The following is a 15,101-nucleotide window of genomic DNA, read 5'->3' as shown; positions in this document are numbered from 1 at the left end:
AGGCCAAAAAGAAAGGGGCGGCATCGCGAGATGTCGCCCCTCTTGTTGTGCGGTGAGACGACGCTCAGCTAAGCCAGCAGATCGACAACTGTTCCTGTGTTCTCAGCTTCAGCTGCGAGATACACAGCATAGCCCGCCGCAAGGTCCTGCGCGGCAACACCGAGCGATTTGTAGCACGTGATCTCCTCAGAAGAACCGAGTGCGGGCGCATCACCCGCTGCTACTTCACCAATTTCGGCAACAATATGATCCTCGGTGATAACCCCGGCTTCGATTGCTTTGAGGAGCTCACCAGCCGCCGCCATCGCTGCGGGGCGATAGTCGACATAGAACCGGCTGCGTCTGACAGCTTCGTGGTCCACTTCCGACGTCGTCGGAATAGCTGACCCGACCAGATTGATGTGCTGCCCCGGTTTCAGATCAGCGCCCATCAATACGGGCTCTTTCGCTGACGTCGTTGTGCAAATAATGTCGGCGTTCGCCACCGCTTCAGCCGGCGTCGCTGAGGTGACTACTTCGACATTGCATTGATCGGAGGCGTCCGCAGCGAAAGCCTGCGCTCGTTCGGCATCACGGCCCCACACCGTTACGTGCTCGATAGCGCGCACGGCCTGCATCGCCTTGATATGCCGCATCGCCTGTTCGCCATTGCCTATAAGGGCAAGCCGCGTTGCATCGGGTCTAGCAAGCAAGTCAGTGGCCAGCGCGCTCGCAGCTGAAGTACGGATCGATGTCAGCGAAGAACCTTCGATCATCGCCAACGGAATGCCCTTCGCGCTGTCAAACAGCATGACCATGCCGACATGTGTACCAAGCGGGTCGCCATGTGGGCGCTCATACTTGCACACCAGCTTGATCCCGAAGCTCGCATCTTCAGATTCACCCGCGGTGCCTAGCGAACCCGGCATGATCGCCATTTTTCCAGCTGCTCCTGGAACAGGCATGAATTGCCGTATCGGGAGACTGACATCGCCGCGCGACGTTGCAATCATCGCCTCGCGCATGACCGGCACACAGGCGCCAACAGGGAGCAGCCGCTCCACTTCGGATTGCGGAATAATTCGCATGATTGTCCTTCAGGTTCCGCGCGGAGGGAGAAAGCGCATCTTGTCCATCACGTCCTGTACATTGTCAGGCCGGTCGAAGGGCTCAGGCATTGGATCGCCGGGTTTGCGTTCTTTTCCAATGGCATAGAACCAATCTTCGAGGCCCGGCGGGAAGAAGACCCAAAACATCTTCATGTCCGTGTCGCCTGTGTTCTTGATCCAGTGGGTGCAATTGCGCGCAAACAGGATGGTCGTACCGGGGCCGAACTCCGTGACTTCGCCATCAATATCGACCTGACCCGTACCTTCATAAACGAAGACCAGCTCGTGGTTCTGCTTGTGCCCATGTTCGCGCACCATGCAGCCCGGCGGCATCACCTGAATGCCCGAAGACCATGTATCATAAGGCATATTGTCGGCGGTGAGGTTCACATTGACATAGCCGCGGCTCGGCATGGGCTGCCACAAAGAACGGCCTTCATCGGGTCCGACAATCACGGATTGTCCCTTGGTGATGTGGCCGACAGGGGGATGATCAGACATCGTCTCTTCCTCAGCTTTGCAAGAATTCCAGAACGCGCGCGTTATACTCTTCAGGAACGCACATCGGGGCAAAATGGCCCCCATTATCAAAGAGATGGAGCTCTGCTCCGGGAATCAGATCAGTCATCTCCTTGGTGAAACCAGCAGGCGTAATCTGGTCATCCAGAGCCCCGAGACACAGCGTAGATAACGCGAGATGAGTGAGCTTTTCGCGTAGATCATGCGACATAACCGCAGATATGCGTGAGATTTCCACCTCCACTCCGGGAAATGCCGATAGCCGCTCTTCCATGTAGGACCTCGCATTCTCCATCTGCGGCTGCAAGTACCGGCTCGGCATGGCGAGAAACGTACCCGAAGACAGGTAATCAAGCGGCCCGCATTGCTCAAGCACCGCCCGCCGCATGCGGAACAGCTCAAGGAAATAAGCGTCCGGCCCGGGCCAGCTGCATGACAGCACGAGCTTGTCCAGCCGCTCAGGCGTCTCCACACCGATATGCTGTCCGATCGCACCACCGGTCGAATGACCGACGAGATGCGCGGACCGAATATCCAACGCGTCCATCAGCGCTGTGACATCGCTCGCCATATGCGCGACGCTCTGGACAGTCTTGCCCCTTGTGCTGCTCCCGCAGCCGCGATGATCGAAAGTGATCACTCTGAAGTGCCGCGCGAAAGCCTGGATCTGGTTGGTCCAGAAGGCCCCTCGCCCGCCGAGACCCGCGACGAGGAGCACATCAGGCCCCTCGCCCGTGATCTCAACATGCAATTCCGCGTCGCCTACGTCGATGCGGTGCACATCAGTAGGAAACGCGGGGGAACTCACCAGGCCGACTTCAACTGCGTGAAGACAGACTTGGTGTTGAGGTAAAGCTCCAGCCCATCGCGGCTGTTCTCGCGCCCGATACCTGACTGCTTGTAGCCGCCGAGCGGCACATCCCAGTCAGCGCCCATAGCGGTGTTCACGCCGATAATGCCTGCCTTGATCTTGCGCGCCATCGTATGCGCGGTTGTGATATCCTTGGTCCAGACACAGCCTGCGAGACCATAGTCGCTGTCATTCGCAAGTGCGATGACTTCATCCTCGCTGGAGAATGTCTGCGTCACAAGAACAGGGCCAAAGATTTCCTCACGCACAACGGACATGGAGTTATTCGTGTCCGAGATAATCGTCGGCTCAAGGAAGTATCCGCTATTGCCGTGACGCCCGCCGCCCGCTGCGATCTCAGCGCCTTCGCTCTGGCCCTTTTCGATGTAGCTCGAAACACGCTCGAACTGCTTGGCTGAGACAAGCGGGCCAAGCTGGCTTTCTTCATCAAGACCCGGGGCGATCTTCATCGACTTGCCGACTTCCGCGATGCCCGCGATCACTTCGTCCTTCACGTCTTCATGCACATAGAGGCGCGAAGGCGCGGTGCAGGTCTGACCGCTGTTGAAGAAAATACCCATGGCTGAGGCTGGAATAGCTGCTGCCAGGTCAGCATCCGGCATGATGATGTTGGGCGATTTGCCGCCAAGCTCCAGGCTGACTTTCTTCAAGCCCTCTGCTGCAGCATGAGCGATGATCTTGCCGGTTGCAGTTGAACCAGTGAACGCAATCTTGTCGATCGCAGGATGCTTCACCAGCGCGTCCCCAACTGTGTGGCCATAACCTGTGACAATGTTGAGCACGCCTTCGGGAAGGCCAGATTCTAGCATGATCTCGCCCAAACGAAGCGCGGTCAGCGAGGTGTCTTCAGCAGGCTTCAGCACAGCGGTACAGCCAGCAGCCAAGCACGGCCCCAGCTTCATTGCCGCCATCACTAGCGGGTAATTCCACGGAACGACCAAGGCTGCGACGCCAACTGGCTCTTTTACTGTGTAGACATGATGCTCGCCAGGCATGTTGATGTTGTGTGTGGTGCCCTGAATCTTGTCGGCCCAACCGGCGTAGTATCTCATGGCGCCAATCGCTGCGCCAACATCCGCGCGCGCCCACATTATCGGCTTGCCATTGTCGAGCGTTTCGAGCTGAGCGAGCTGCTCAGCATTGGCTTCCATCGCATTTGCGATTTTGTTCAGAAGCAAGACGCGCTCGCCCGGCTTCATATGCGGCCATGGGCCTTCATCGAACGCTTTGCGCGCAGCCATAACGGCGCGGTCCACGTCGGCAATCGCTGCGTCAGCAATACGCCCGATAGCCGCTTCATCAGCAGGGTTGATCACGTCAATCGCGCTGTCTGACGACGGGTCCGCCCAATTGGCGCCGATAAGGATCTTCAAATCCTTGCCAAGGAAGGACTTCGTTTCGGGGGCAAGATCGATCAATGCCATGAGATTCTATGACTCCTGAGAAGATTGAGCGGCCAGCATGGCCTTGTAAGGTTTAACGGCGAAAGCGATGAGAATGATCCCGCACACCATCATGGTCGGGGCAGCAATCGCCATCGACTGGTTCAATGATGCAGGATCAGCGAAGTAATTGTCGGTCAGCGCAGCGATGAAAATCGGACCTGCGGAATATCCAACGAGATTGGCGATCAGCAGATAGACAGCGATCACTTGAGCACGCATCCGGTTAGGCGTGATGAGCGGGAATGTGGAAACACCCGCGCCGAAAGGTACGGTTCCGAGCAGCAAGACAAGCCCCAGCAATCCAAGCGCAGCGAACGGGCTTTCCACCAGCGGGAAAACAATCGCGAATGGCAGCGCGCACGCCACCGCGATCATGGACAGCTTCAAGGTCGCATCCTTGATCCCGCTCGACATCAATTTGCCTGCAAGAAAGCCACCTGCGACAACGCCCGTCACGCCTGCAACCATGGTGACCGGGCCAAGATACTGCCCGATCTGCAACTCGCTCCAGTCAAATGTGCGGCCGAAGAAGCTCGGTGCCCAAGCGCCGATCCCGTATTGCGCCGCTGCGAAGCTGGAGAAGCCGAAAAACAGCGGGATGAAAACGGCTGCATGACGTTTGAGGAATTGTGCGATCTCGAAGGCTGGCGGCGCATCGTCACTCGCCATCACGATATTGTCGGGCTGACGTTCCGGTTCGCGCACCAGCAACAACAGGAAGAACAGCGGCACGCTCAGCAATGCCACGGCCATGAAGGTGAGCTGCCAGGGCGCGAAGGTTCCGAAAGGCAGCGTAACAGGCCCTATGGCCGCGAGTTGCGCGTAAAGGATGCCGCCGACCGTGAGCGCGAGGCCTGAACCGATAAAACCAGACCCTGTAAACACCCCTAAGGCGGCCGGAAGCCTTTCTTTGCTGAAATTGTCCGAGATGATGGAGAAGCCCGCCGGGCTTAGCGTCGCTTCGCCTACGCCGACAAGCATCCGCGCAAAGAACAGGAACAGAAAGCCGGCGGCAAATCCGCTCATGAAAGTGGCGCTTGACCAGCAAACGAGTCCCGCGAGGATTACCCATTTCCGGTTGTGCCGGTCTGCCATCCAGGCAAGCGGAATTGCCATCACGGCATAAAAGAGCGCGAAAGAGAAACCCTGAAGCAAGCTGATCTGGACATCGCTCAGAGCGAGATCGGCTTTGATTGGATCAACCAGGAGATTGAGAATCTGGCGGTCAATGTAGCTCACGATCCCTGCAATTGAGAGCGCAAATACAGCGAACCATGCGCGCCCCGACGAAGGGAGGCTGGCTGTGGCAGTCGCTTGATGAGCAGGATTTGCAGGGGCGGAGGCCATAAGTGCGCCTAGCCCGCCCCACCATTCATCGCACAATTACGCGCGCCACTATCCGCGTAGTGGACAGCCGATTGCGCTATCTCGCGAGAATTGGTTTAGGACGTAAACAGACTGACCATGAATGCACCGATGAACCCGTCTGAAACCCTCGCAACTGATCTAGTCTCCGCTTTGACGGAGCTAGTCGGTAGCGAAGCTGTCGAGACCCGCGAAGAGGAGCTGCGCTTCGCCAGTCAGGACCTGTTCTTCGAAGGCGCATTGCCCTTGGCGGTAGTCTCACCGGGTTCGACGCAAGATGCCGCAAAGGTTGCAAAATGGTGCAACGAAAACAGCATCGCGATTTGCCCGCGCGGCGGCGGAATGTCTTACACAGATGCGTTCCAGCCACGCGCAACGAGCAGCATCATTCTCGATTTCAGTCGGCTGTCCGCGATCCGTTCGATCAATGCGCAAGATGGCGAAGTGACAGTCGAAGCAGGCTGCACATGGGCGGCGCTCGATGAAGCGCTTGCAAAGCATGGCATGCGTGCCCGGTTCTGGGGTCCGATGTCGGGCGGGACTGCTACGATCGGAGGCGGCCTCAGCCAAGGCTCGGTTACTTTCGGTTCCGGCGTGGCTGGTGCCTCCGCCAATACAGTGAAGAGCTTCGAGATCGTCACAGGAGCGGGCGAAGTTCTGCATACTGGCTCGGACGGCAGCGCAGGCACAACGCCTTTCAACCGCAATTTCGGACCTGATCTGACTGGCATATTTGCGAATGATGCAGGCGCTTTGGGGATAAAGACCGCCGCAACGCTGGAGATCGAACCGCGCCCTGCCTTGGTCAATGGTTTGTCATTCGCTTTCAATGACTTTGAGCCCATGGCTGACATGCTGCGCGAAGTGCGCTTGCAGCGTCTGGCAAGCGAATTTCTCGCAATGGATGCTGATGTTGCGCGGCAAAATGCTGGCCCGCCAAACTTGGTTGAGGACGTCAAAGCGATGTGGCGCATCGGCTTGGCTGCAGGCAGTGTGATCGGTGCCGTCGGACGGATGGCACGCGTCGCGATGGCCGGGCGGCGCTTCCTCGATGGTGCGGCTTACACCGCGCATTTCATGGTGGAGGCGCGCGACAAGGACGAGATGCGCAGCCGTTTGAACGCAATCAAAGCGCTCGCCAAAGGCGGCAAGGAAATCGTCAACACCGTGCCGCTGGCAACGCGCAGTGCGCCCTTCCCTGAATTGCCGGTGACGCATCCGGACGGGCGCCGTTTGCTGCCAATCCATGGCGTGATAGCAGACTCGCGGATCAAAGCGTTCCATGAGGATTACGTCGCCTTGAAGAAACGACGCCAAGCGCAATTGGCTCAGCATCAAGTGACCATCGCTGAGTTCTTTGCTGGCATCGCGGGGATTGGCACTCTTTACGAACCTGTGTTCTACTGGCCGGACAGCCAAATGCTCTATCACGAGCGACGCACGCCCGCTTATCTTGATGGGGTCGCACAGGAATACCCAGACAACCCTGAAGGCCGCGCGCTTGTCCGCGAGCTGGTGCAAGAAATCGTGGCCCTGATGCGCGAGCATGGGAGCACGCATTTTCAGCTCGGCAGGCTCTATCCTTACGCAAGCACCCGCGAAGGCGAGGCCGATGCACTGCTGCGCGATTTGAAGCATCGACTGGATCCCAACGGCATCCTCAATCCGGGAGCTCTGGGACTATGAAACGGGTTGCGATTATCGGTGGCGGCATTGGCGGGCTGACCGCCGGGATTGCTTTGCTAAAGGCTGGTCTGGAGCCAGTCATTTACGAACGCGCCCCAGAATTTGGAGAAGTCGGCGCAGGCATTTCGCTTAGCCCCAATGCGGTCAAAGGCCTTGATAGCATTGGTCTGGGCGGATTTCTTGAGAGCACAGCTAACGAGCCGCTTCACCAATTGCTCTTCCACGGGCTGACCGGCGAGCTGCTGCTCGACATCGATCGCGTGCCCTGCCGAGACCAATATGGCGGACCTTACTTGCAATTGCATCGCGCCGATTTGATGAACGGGCTGGTCGATGCGTTCGGCACGGACAATTGCGTCATGGGCAAGGCTTTGACAGGCCTTTCGCAAGACGAAAGCCATGTCGAAATGCGTTTCGATGACGGCTCAACTGCAGAAGCAGATGTTGTTATAGGGGTAGACGGATTGCGCTCCGTCATCCGCGATATCCTGTTCGACACACCGGAACCTGAGTTTAGCGGGCATGTGGCATGGCGAGCCCTCATTCCGGGGCAAAAGCTCAGCGCCTGCGCGACCGAGCGGACCAACGTCAATCACATCGGCGCCGGTCAAAACCTGGTCACTTATCCGGTCCGCGGCACTGATCTCGTCAATATGGTTGCCCTCACCCGCGCAGACGGATGGGTCGAGGAAAGCTGGAATGCGAAGGCGCACCCATCAGAGCTCGCTGCGATTTTCGAAGGCTGGACCGATTATGTGACGGACGCAATCGCTGCGATCGGCAAGGACGACCTTTATCGCTGGGGCCTCTTCATCCGCACGCCATTAAACCAATGGGTCAAGGGCCGCGTCGGGCTGCTGGGTGATGCCGCCCACCCCATGCTCCCTTACATGGGCCAAGGCGCCTCCAGCGCGATTGAAGACGGTGTGGTCCTCGGGCGGTGCTTTGCGACAAGTTCAGACCCGCTGCAGGCGCTTGCCATGTATGAAAAAGCGCGCGTCGAACGCGCCGCATTCCTGCAAGCGGAAAGCAATGTCGGAGGTGATCGCCTGCAAGCGATGGATCCGTATGTCTTGCGCGACAATCCGCCTAAAAACGAAGACGCTTTGGGGATCTTCAAATATGATCCAGCCAGCGTCGAACTGGCTTGAACTCACTTTCTGGCGGCAAAGGAAAACGCGCCCGGATCGCTCCGGACGCGCTCTCCTGCGTTTAACTCTTGGTTGTCAGATCAGTCGGGCTTGCGCGCCACCAAAGACTGCAAGAAGTCATTGGTGAGCCCAGGCCCCTGCTCAACGACAAAGCCGGCTTCTTCAATGATACCTTTGAAGTCACTCGCAACGAAGCCGGGTGAATACGGCTCGCAATTGTTTTTGCTGTCATAGTCAATCAGGAAGCGGTGCGCTGCGCTGACCTGGTTCTGGTCATTGCTAGGGAATTCATAGATCGAGAAGACACCGCCGGGCCGCAGCACGCGGAAAGTCTCAGCGATGATTTCCTTCATCTTCTTCACTGGCACTTCGTGGAAGAGGATATAGCTCAGCACCATATCAAATGAGCCATCTTCAAAGCCGCTGTCTTCAGCCAGGCCCTGCTTGAAATGGACTTCCTTGCCGTGCTCCAGCGCGCGCGCATGGGCGTAGCGAACCAGCGGCTTACCAACGTCCAGGCCCCAGACTTCAGCTTCAGGATACAAATCCTTCAGCACAGTCGTCGCCTGACCGATTGAACAGCCAATATCGAGAATGCGCTCGACCTTGCCATCAGCAGGTTTGGTCGCTTTTTCAGCAAGCTCGATATGGAGCTCGTCCTGATCGTTGAAGCCTTCGTAGAAGACCTTGGTTCCATAGTGAAAAACGATGCCGCCCATCGGATCGTCGGTGTATCCGCCCGGCTGGCAGTGAATCTCGCGGCGGGTGTAGTCCGGCTCCACAAAATCTGGATCGATATGGATACGCTCGGGGCATTTCGCCTCCGCATCATCCATGTAGGCCATCACTTCATCGATATTGCGATAAAAGCTTTCGCGCGTACGGCGCCACATCATTTCCTGTTGCGTGCGTACAAATCGCTGGAATGTGGGCGTGACCGGATTTTTGCCGAAGACCTTCTTGATCTCGCCCAATGGGAGCGCTTCGCCTTCAGCAGGCTTGGCGATCTCACCTTTTTCAAGCGATTTTGCGAGCGCGACTTCGCCATGCTCCGCTACCTTCGGGAACATCTCCTGAATGGCCAAACGGCGGAAGCTGGTGATGAACTCAAGATAGCTTTCATCTTCAAGTTTGGTCGGACGTGGAAGAACGCCAATGTGACCGCGGCTCATGCTTGATCTCCTGCAGATATGTTCACGCCGGCAACCGGCCGACGAACGAAATTGCCAAATACGCGCTGTACCATTGCAGCGCGCTGCTCTGCCCGCGACTCGATTTCCGCTTCATCAGGGACATGCTGCTCGATTTCTTCAGCGGCGTTAATGCCATGCTTCTCCAGCACTTTTTCAAGCACCAACAACCGGTCCTGGAATGTCCATGTGGCGGCAGACAATTCGAGCAGCGCGTCGAGAATATTGTCGATCACGACATTCTCGAAATACACTTTGCCGGAGCCTCCGATCTCATCACCCAATTGCGCGGGAACTTCGGTGCTGGAAGTTTGCTTGTTCATGACACCCTTTACGTCTTTCCTGATCAAGGAGTGATCTCTCACTAATTCAAATACCAAAGCTGCGCACAGTTCCGCAAAGGTCCACAGAGACTATCCGCTCATTGGATAATATCGAGCCATAGGTAAGCGTCGAAAGCGAGGCAGGAATAGAGGCGGAGTGCATAAGAGAATGACGCGTATGAACACTTATCTTCCCATCTATCAGCGCTCGATCGACGAGCCGGAGGCATTCTGGGCGGAACAGGCCGAGGCACTGCATTGGGAGGTGAAGCCGCAGACGATCCTTGAGCGCGAGGGCGACCTCATCCCGCGCTGGTTCGTCGATGGCAAAATCAACGCCTGCTACAATTGCGTGGACCGCCACGTTGACGAGGGTCACGGTGATGAGACCGCTCTGATCTACGAAAGCCCGGTTACGAACACGTCACGCATTCTGACCTATGCGGAGTTGCAAGACGCGACGTCGCGACTGGCGGGCGCGATGGCGTCGCTTGAGGTCACCAAAGGCGATCGCGTGCTGATCTACATGCCAAACTCGCCGGAAGCAGTGATTGGTATGCTTGCTTGTGCGCGGATCGGAGCGATCCATTCAGTCGTTTTCGGAGGCTTTGCTGCGCCCGAACTCGCAACCCGCATCGATGATGCGCAGCCCAAAGTCGTGCTGGCTGCGAGTTGCGGGATCGAAGGGACGAAGACGCTGCCCTACCAGCCGATCCTTGATGATGCCTACGCGCTCGCCGCCCATCGGCCTTCCAACACGATTTTCTGGCAGCGCTCGCAGCACGAAGCCGATTTGTCTGCTGACAACGCGCATGACTGGTCGGCTTTGATCGCTAGCTCTGAGCCAGCTGATTGCGTTGCCGTTGAAGCGACGCATCCGCTCTATATCCTTTATACGTCAGGAACGACTGGACAGCCGAAAGGCATCGTGCGCGATACTGGCGGGCATCTGGTGACGCTTAACTGGAGCATGACAGGCATCTACAATTGCCCGCCGGGTGAAGCCTATTGGGCGGCGAGCGATGTAGGCTGGGTCGTTGGCCACAGCTATATTTGCTACGCGCCGCTGCTGCATCGCAATCCCAGCGTGATCTTTGAAGGTAAGCCCGTCGGCACGCCTGATGCAGGGATTTTCTGGCGCATCATGGCAAAGCACAAGGTCCGCAGCTTCTTTACTGCCCCAACCGCGACGCGCGCGATCAAGCAAGTCGATCCCGACGGCGAACTCGCGAAGGAAGCAGACCTCTCCAATCTAAATGCGGTCTATCTCGCTGGTGAACGCACTGACCCTGACACGCTGGCATGGACGCAAGATTTGCTCGGTGTCCCGGTCGTTGACCATTGGTGGCAGACGGAAACCGGCAGTGCGATCACCGCCAACCCTCTTGGCATCGAAGAGTTTCCGACCAAGGCAGGCTCCTCCACCATGCCAATGCCGGGGTGGGATCTGGCCTGCGTCAATGAGGCGGGCGAGCCTGTCGCAGCTGGCGAAAGCGGTGCGATTGTTGCGCGCTTGCCTTTGCCCCCAGGCTTCGCACCGACACTCTGGAGTGCGCCTGAGCGCTACCAGGAAGCTTATCTCAGCCGCTTCCCCGGCAATTACCTGACCGGCGATAGTGGGTTTATCGACGAGGATGGCTATCTCAGCGTGATGGCGCGCATCGATGATGTCATCAATGTCGCGGGCCACCGTTTAAGCTCGTCTGCGATGGAAGAAGTACTGGCTGCCCATCCCAGCGTCGCTGAATGTGCTGTGATCGGGAAAGCGGACCAGTTGAAAGGACAGATTCCGGTCGGGTTTGTCGTCCTTAAAGCGGGCGCAAACATTTCGGCTGTTGATCTCGCAGCTGAACTCATTGCCGCAGTCCGGTCTCAGATCGGTCCGGTTGCCGCTTTCAAGCAGGTTCATGTGCTCGCCAAGCTGCCCAAGACGCGCTCGGGCAAGATCCTGCGCAAAACCATCCGCGAAATTGCCGACGGGGAAAAGGCCAAGATTCCGCCTACAATCGAGGACGCAAGCGCACTCGACGAAATCAAAGGCATTTTTGCATGAACGAGCATCAAAAACTCTCAGGCGGCGCTCAACTGCGTGCGTTGCTGGCAAGCGAAGACATCGTCGCCGCACCGGGCATCTACGACCATATGAGCTTGCTGCTCGGCCAAGCCGCCGGACACAAAGCGCTCTACGCCTCGGGCTATTGGGGCACAGCCTCTGCCTATGGTGAAGCCGACGTGGGCATTGCCGGGATGAGCGATTTCGTCAGCACTTTTGGCCGGTTTGCAGCACGCGCTGAAGTGCCGATCATTGCAGACGCGGATACCGGCTTTGGCAGCCTTACGAACTTGCGCCGCGCAGTTCAGCTCTACTGCCAAGCCGGGATCGCTGCGATGCAGATCGAAGATCAGCCTTTCCCCAAGATTTGCGGTCATGTGGGAAGAGCGACATCTGTCCCCGCGCAGGAGATGGTCAAGCGAATACGGGTCGCTGTTGAGACGCGCGGCGATGACGATCTGATGGTCATTGCGCGAACCGATGCGCGGCGTACGGAAGGTTTGGATGCTGCCATCGATAGGCTGAGAGCGTACAGCGAGGCGGGTGCTGACATACTCTTCTTGGAAGCGCCTGAGAACGAAGAAGAGATCGCGACAGCAGCCGCAGCGTTCGACAAACCTTTGCTGATCAATGCAGCGCATGGCGGTTTCACGCCGATCTTGTCTCCGTCAGGCTACGCCAAGCTTGGTGCAAAGCTAGTTATCTATCCTGCGGGGCCATCGCTTTCGGCGCTGCAAGGTGCGGCGAACTTCTACAATTCTCTGGCAAACGATGATGCCAATCCAGCGCATGACAACATGTTCGACTTCGGCGAGATATCTCGCTTGCTCGGAATGGAAGAAATCGTCGCGTTCCAAGACCTGCACGGGGGCGCTTGATGCCGCGCTCCATCCAGGCAGCCGTCTGTAACGGCCAAGGCGCTCCACCGCGGATCGAAACACTTATGCTTGACGATCCAGCGCCGGACGAAGTCGTGATTAAAGTCGAAGCGGCAGGCATCTGCCACACCGATCTCGGCATCTCGCAATGGAGCGAGACGCCGCGAGTGTTCGGCCATGAAGGCGCAGGAACAGTGGTCGAGACAGGCTCTGCAGTAACCCAGTTCGAGAAAGGCGACCGGGTTGTTGCAACTTTCGGCTTCTGCGGCGCTTGTCCCAATTGCGAGGGCGGCAGGCCAGCCTATTGCTTTGACGGGATCGCGCTCAATATCGAGGGACAGCGCGCTACCGATCGTCCTTCTCTGACGCGCGAAGATGGCAGCGAAGTCGGTGGCGCATTCTTCCAGCAGAGCTGTTTCGCCACTTACGCATTAGCAACCGAGCGAAACCTCGTGCGCATTCCGGATGGTCTCGACATGGTCACAGCAGCCCCGCTTGGCTGCGGCATTCAGACAGGTGCGGGCGCGGTATTCAATCAGATCGGAGCTCTACCTGATCGGCCCTTGCTGGTTGTTGGCGCCGGCGCGGTGGGTGCCGCAGCGATTATGGCAGGCAAAATCATCGGCTGTGACCCCATCGTCGCGATTGAACTCGGTTCTGAACGGCGGGCATTAGCCAAAGAGCTTGGTGCATCGCACGTCATCGACGGTTCCAACAAGGATTGGGCGGAAGCAGTGCAAGCGCTCACCCACGGCGGCGTGACAGCAGCGCTGGATACCGCAGGCACGCAAGCAACATTCGAAGCGTGCATCGCGGCCTTGCACAGTGGAGGCACTCTGGGCGTGCTCACTCTGCCAGGCGAATTCGATGCCCCGGTTCCGCATCCGGGCGGGCTCGATTTTATGACCAAGTCGATTGTAGGGATCATCGAAGGCGATGCGGTCCCGTCCGAGTTCTTGCCATTGCTGATCGCCTATCTCTCGAGCGGGGACATGCCGATTGACCGCTTGATCAAAACATATCGGTTTGAAGACATCGCTGAGGCTTTCGCGGAAGCGGCGAGCGGCAAAGTCATCAAGCCAGTTCTGACTTTTGAAGGTATGCACACATGAGCGATATTCGCGTCATTCGCACAGAAAACGTCGAATCCATCGCCGAGATTCCGGTAGTGATTGTCGGTGGCGGGGGAACCGGACTTTGCGCTGCGCTTGCCGCACGTGATGCTGGCGTCGATGTTCTGGTTGTGGAGCGCGACGGCCAGCCAATGGGAACGACTGCCATGTCCACCGGCCTTATCCCGGCGGCGAGCAGCGCGATCCAGCGCGCGAAAGGCATTGAAGACTCGCCGGATCTTTTCGCAAAAGACATTGCGGCCAAAGCCAAAGGCCAAGTCGATGCAGAGCTGGTCCAGCACCTTGCGCAAGAATCCGGCAAGACGATCGATTGGCTGGTTGAGAAACACGGCATCGATCTAAGCCTTGTGGAAGGCTTTACCTATCCAGGACACTCCGCGCTTCGCATGCACGGTATGCCAAGCCGGTCCGGCAGCGAGTTGATGGGCGCACTTGCGAGCGCGTGCGAAGATGCAGGCGTCGACATCCTCACGGACAGCCTGGTCAATACAATCTACGTCAATGAAGCCGACAAGATCATCGCTATCGATGCAACGCGCCCCGACGGCGAAACCGACATTATCGGCTGCGAGACTTTGATCCTCGCTTGCTGCGGGTTTGCGGGAAATCAGGAAATGGTCAGCGAGCTCATCCCTGAGCTGGAGCATGCCACATTTCACGGGCATCCGGGTAATAAAGGCCATGCGATCGCATGGGGCCGCGATTTGAATGCAGCCATGGCAGACTTAAGCGCCTATCAAGGGCATGCTGGGCTTGCAGCAGGCTACGGAATCCCGATACTTTGGCCGCTGATCACAGAAGGTGGGATCCAGGTGAACCGCGCTGGGCAGCGTTTTGCCAATGAAGCGGCGGGCTATTCCGAGCAAGCGGTCGAAGTCTTGCGGCAGGACGGCCATGTTGCCTGGAGCGTCTATGATGAAACCCGCCACCAAGTTATGGTGCAATTCGACGACTACCAGCAGGCTATGTCCGCAGGATGCTTGAACTCCGCCGACACACTCGCTGAACTCGCTGAGAAAATCGGCGTTGATGCCGAGGGTCTCGAAGCGACAGTCGCAGAAACACATAGACTTATCGAAACCGAAGAGCGCGACCAGTTCGGTCGCAGTTTCGCTGGCAAGGCGCCGCTCTCCGCGCCTTTCCATGCGGTCAAAGTAACGGGCGCACTGTTCCACACGCAAGGCGGTTTAGAAGTGGACGAGCACGCGCGGGTCAAGCGCGCGGGCGGAGGCACTATGCCTAACCTCTACGCTGGCGGAGGCGCTGCAAGAGGCATTTCAGGCCCGGGCGCTGACGGTTATATGGCGGGCAATGGCCTGCTCACCGCTACTACGTTGGGTCGGCTCGCAGGCGAGCATGCTGCAACCTGCGTTGTGCCTGCTTAGCTTTGTCCAGAGAT

13 protein-coding genes are annotated in these 15,101 nt (G+C 57.9%); 6 read left to right on the top strand and 7 right to left on the bottom strand.

The features are described from left to right. Nucleotides 1-68 precede the first annotated feature (68 nt). The 5 genes from HUO12_RS01090 to HUO12_RS01070 are packed head-to-tail and all read right to left on the bottom strand — an operon-like array spanning nt 69 to nt 5,270. Complete coding sequence (locus tag HUO12_RS01090) at nt 69-1,067, bottom strand: ornithine cyclodeaminase family protein (protein ID WP_176271850.1); 999 nt, start codon at nt 1,065-1,067, stop codon at nt 69-71. Between the two features lie 9 nt (nt 1,068-1,076). Further along, nucleotides 1,077-1,589 (bottom strand): cupin domain-containing protein, encoded by a 513-nt coding sequence (locus HUO12_RS01085; protein WP_176271849.1) that lies wholly within the window; start codon nt 1,587-1,589, stop codon nt 1,077-1,079. Between the two features lie 10 nt (nt 1,590-1,599). Then, entirely contained in the window at nt 1,600-2,415 is an 816-nt protein-coding gene (locus tag HUO12_RS01080; RefSeq protein ID WP_176271848.1) for an alpha/beta fold hydrolase, read from the bottom strand. Next, nucleotides 2,412-3,902 carry an aldehyde dehydrogenase family protein gene (locus tag HUO12_RS01075; RefSeq protein ID WP_176271847.1) on the bottom strand — a complete coding sequence of 497 codons (1,491 nt, stop codon included), beginning with the start codon at nt 3,900-3,902 and terminating at the stop codon, nt 2,412-2,414. Before HUO12_RS01075 ends, HUO12_RS01080 begins: the two co-directional genes overlap by 4 nt. Before the next feature lie 6 nt (nt 3,903-3,908). Next, complete coding sequence (locus HUO12_RS01070) at nt 3,909-5,270, bottom strand: MFS transporter (RefSeq protein ID WP_232367268.1); 1,362 nt, start codon at nt 5,268-5,270, stop codon at nt 3,909-3,911. A 117-nt stretch (nt 5,271-5,387) separates the two neighbouring features. Here HUO12_RS01070 and HUO12_RS01065 point away from each other — a divergent pair, with 117 nt between their 5' ends. Together HUO12_RS01065 and HUO12_RS01060 are read left to right on the top strand one after the other, a co-directional pair. Then, the gene (locus HUO12_RS01065; RefSeq protein WP_176271845.1) at nt 5,388-6,974 is read left to right on the top strand and encodes an FAD-binding oxidoreductase; all 1,587 of its coding nucleotides are present in this window, start codon (nt 5,388-5,390) and stop codon (nt 6,972-6,974) included. Then, nucleotides 6,971-8,125 (top strand): FAD-dependent monooxygenase, encoded by a 1,155-nt coding sequence (locus HUO12_RS01060; RefSeq protein ID WP_176271844.1) that lies wholly within the window; start codon nt 6,971-6,973, stop codon nt 8,123-8,125. The genes HUO12_RS01065 and HUO12_RS01060 overlap by 4 nt, the downstream gene beginning before the upstream one ends. An 80-nt stretch (nt 8,126-8,205) precedes the next feature. On the opposite strand, the gene HUO12_RS01055 is transcribed toward HUO12_RS01060, so the two are convergent. Beyond that, nucleotides 8,206-9,297, bottom strand: coding sequence for a class I SAM-dependent methyltransferase (locus HUO12_RS01055; RefSeq protein WP_176271843.1), 1,092 nt, complete (start codon nt 9,295-9,297; stop codon nt 8,206-8,208). Continuing rightward, nucleotides 9,294-9,638 carry a hypothetical protein gene (locus tag HUO12_RS01050; RefSeq protein WP_176271842.1) on the bottom strand — a complete coding sequence of 115 codons (345 nt, stop codon included), beginning with the start codon at nt 9,636-9,638 and terminating at the stop codon, nt 9,294-9,296. The genes HUO12_RS01055 and HUO12_RS01050 overlap by 4 nt, the downstream gene beginning before the upstream one ends. Nucleotides 9,639-9,807: 169 nt before the next feature. Between HUO12_RS01050 and HUO12_RS01045 the strand changes: the two genes are divergently transcribed. From HUO12_RS01045 to HUO12_RS01030, 4 genes are read left to right on the top strand one after another with little or no spacing between them, the layout of a single operon-like run. After that, nucleotides 9,808-11,691 (top strand): AMP-binding protein, encoded by a 1,884-nt coding sequence (locus HUO12_RS01045; protein ID WP_269748027.1) that lies wholly within the window; start codon nt 9,808-9,810, stop codon nt 11,689-11,691. Continuing rightward, nucleotides 11,688-12,569: an isocitrate lyase/PEP mutase family protein gene (locus HUO12_RS01040; RefSeq protein WP_176271841.1), complete on the top strand. Its 882-nt coding sequence runs from the start codon at nt 11,688-11,690 to the stop codon at nt 12,567-12,569. Before HUO12_RS01045 ends, HUO12_RS01040 begins: the two co-directional genes overlap by 4 nt. Then, nucleotides 12,569-13,681, top strand: a complete 1,113-nt coding sequence (locus tag HUO12_RS01035) for an alcohol dehydrogenase catalytic domain-containing protein (protein WP_176271840.1) — start codon at nt 12,569-12,571, stop codon at nt 13,679-13,681. The genes HUO12_RS01040 and HUO12_RS01035 overlap by 1 nt, the downstream gene beginning before the upstream one ends. Further along, nucleotides 13,678-15,087 (top strand): FAD-dependent oxidoreductase, encoded by a 1,410-nt coding sequence (locus tag HUO12_RS01030; RefSeq protein ID WP_176271839.1) that lies wholly within the window; start codon nt 13,678-13,680, stop codon nt 15,085-15,087. Before HUO12_RS01035 ends, HUO12_RS01030 begins: the two co-directional genes overlap by 4 nt. The last annotated feature ends 14 nt before the right edge of the window (nt 15,088-15,101 follow it).

The sequence above is a fragment of the Altererythrobacter lutimaris genome, assembly GCF_013371495.1.
Lineage (GTDB): Bacteria > Pseudomonadota > Alphaproteobacteria > Sphingomonadales > Sphingomonadaceae > Erythrobacter > Erythrobacter lutimaris_A.
Note: the sequence above shows the minus strand (reverse complement) of the source record. Positions and strands in the feature narration are given on the sequence as shown.

Excerpts from the sequence above, each read along its gene's own strand:
- HUO12_RS01090 (WP_176271850.1), bottom strand. The coding sequence starts at position 1,067 with ATGCGAATTATTCCGCAATCCGAAGTGGAGCGGCTGCTCCCTGTTGGC.
- HUO12_RS01085 (WP_176271849.1), bottom strand. The coding sequence starts at position 1,589 with ATGTCTGATCATCCCCCTGTCGGCCACATCACCAAGGGACAATCCGTG.
- HUO12_RS01075 (WP_176271847.1), bottom strand. The coding sequence starts at position 3,902 with ATGGCATTGATCGATCTTGCCCCCGAAACGAAGTCCTTCCTTGGCAAG.
- HUO12_RS01070 (WP_232367268.1), bottom strand. The coding sequence starts at position 5,270 with ATGGCCTCCGCCCCTGCAAATCCTGCTCATCAAGCGACTGCCACAGCC.
- HUO12_RS01065 (WP_176271845.1), top strand. The coding sequence starts at position 5,388 with ATGAATGCACCGATGAACCCGTCTGAAACCCTCGCAACTGATCTAGTC.
- HUO12_RS01060 (WP_176271844.1), top strand. The coding sequence starts at position 6,971 with ATGAAACGGGTTGCGATTATCGGTGGCGGCATTGGCGGGCTGACCGCC.
- HUO12_RS01055 (WP_176271843.1), bottom strand. The coding sequence starts at position 9,297 with ATGAGCCGCGGTCACATTGGCGTTCTTCCACGTCCGACCAAACTTGAA.
- HUO12_RS01050 (WP_176271842.1), bottom strand. The coding sequence starts at position 9,638 with ATGAACAAGCAAACTTCCAGCACCGAAGTTCCCGCGCAATTGGGTGAT.
- HUO12_RS01045 (WP_269748027.1), top strand. The coding sequence starts at position 9,808 with ATGACGCGTATGAACACTTATCTTCCCATCTATCAGCGCTCGATCGAC.
- HUO12_RS01040 (WP_176271841.1), top strand. The coding sequence starts at position 11,688 with ATGAACGAGCATCAAAAACTCTCAGGCGGCGCTCAACTGCGTGCGTTG.
- HUO12_RS01035 (WP_176271840.1), top strand. The coding sequence starts at position 12,569 with ATGCCGCGCTCCATCCAGGCAGCCGTCTGTAACGGCCAAGGCGCTCCA.
- HUO12_RS01030 (WP_176271839.1), top strand. The coding sequence starts at position 13,678 with ATGAGCGATATTCGCGTCATTCGCACAGAAAACGTCGAATCCATCGCC.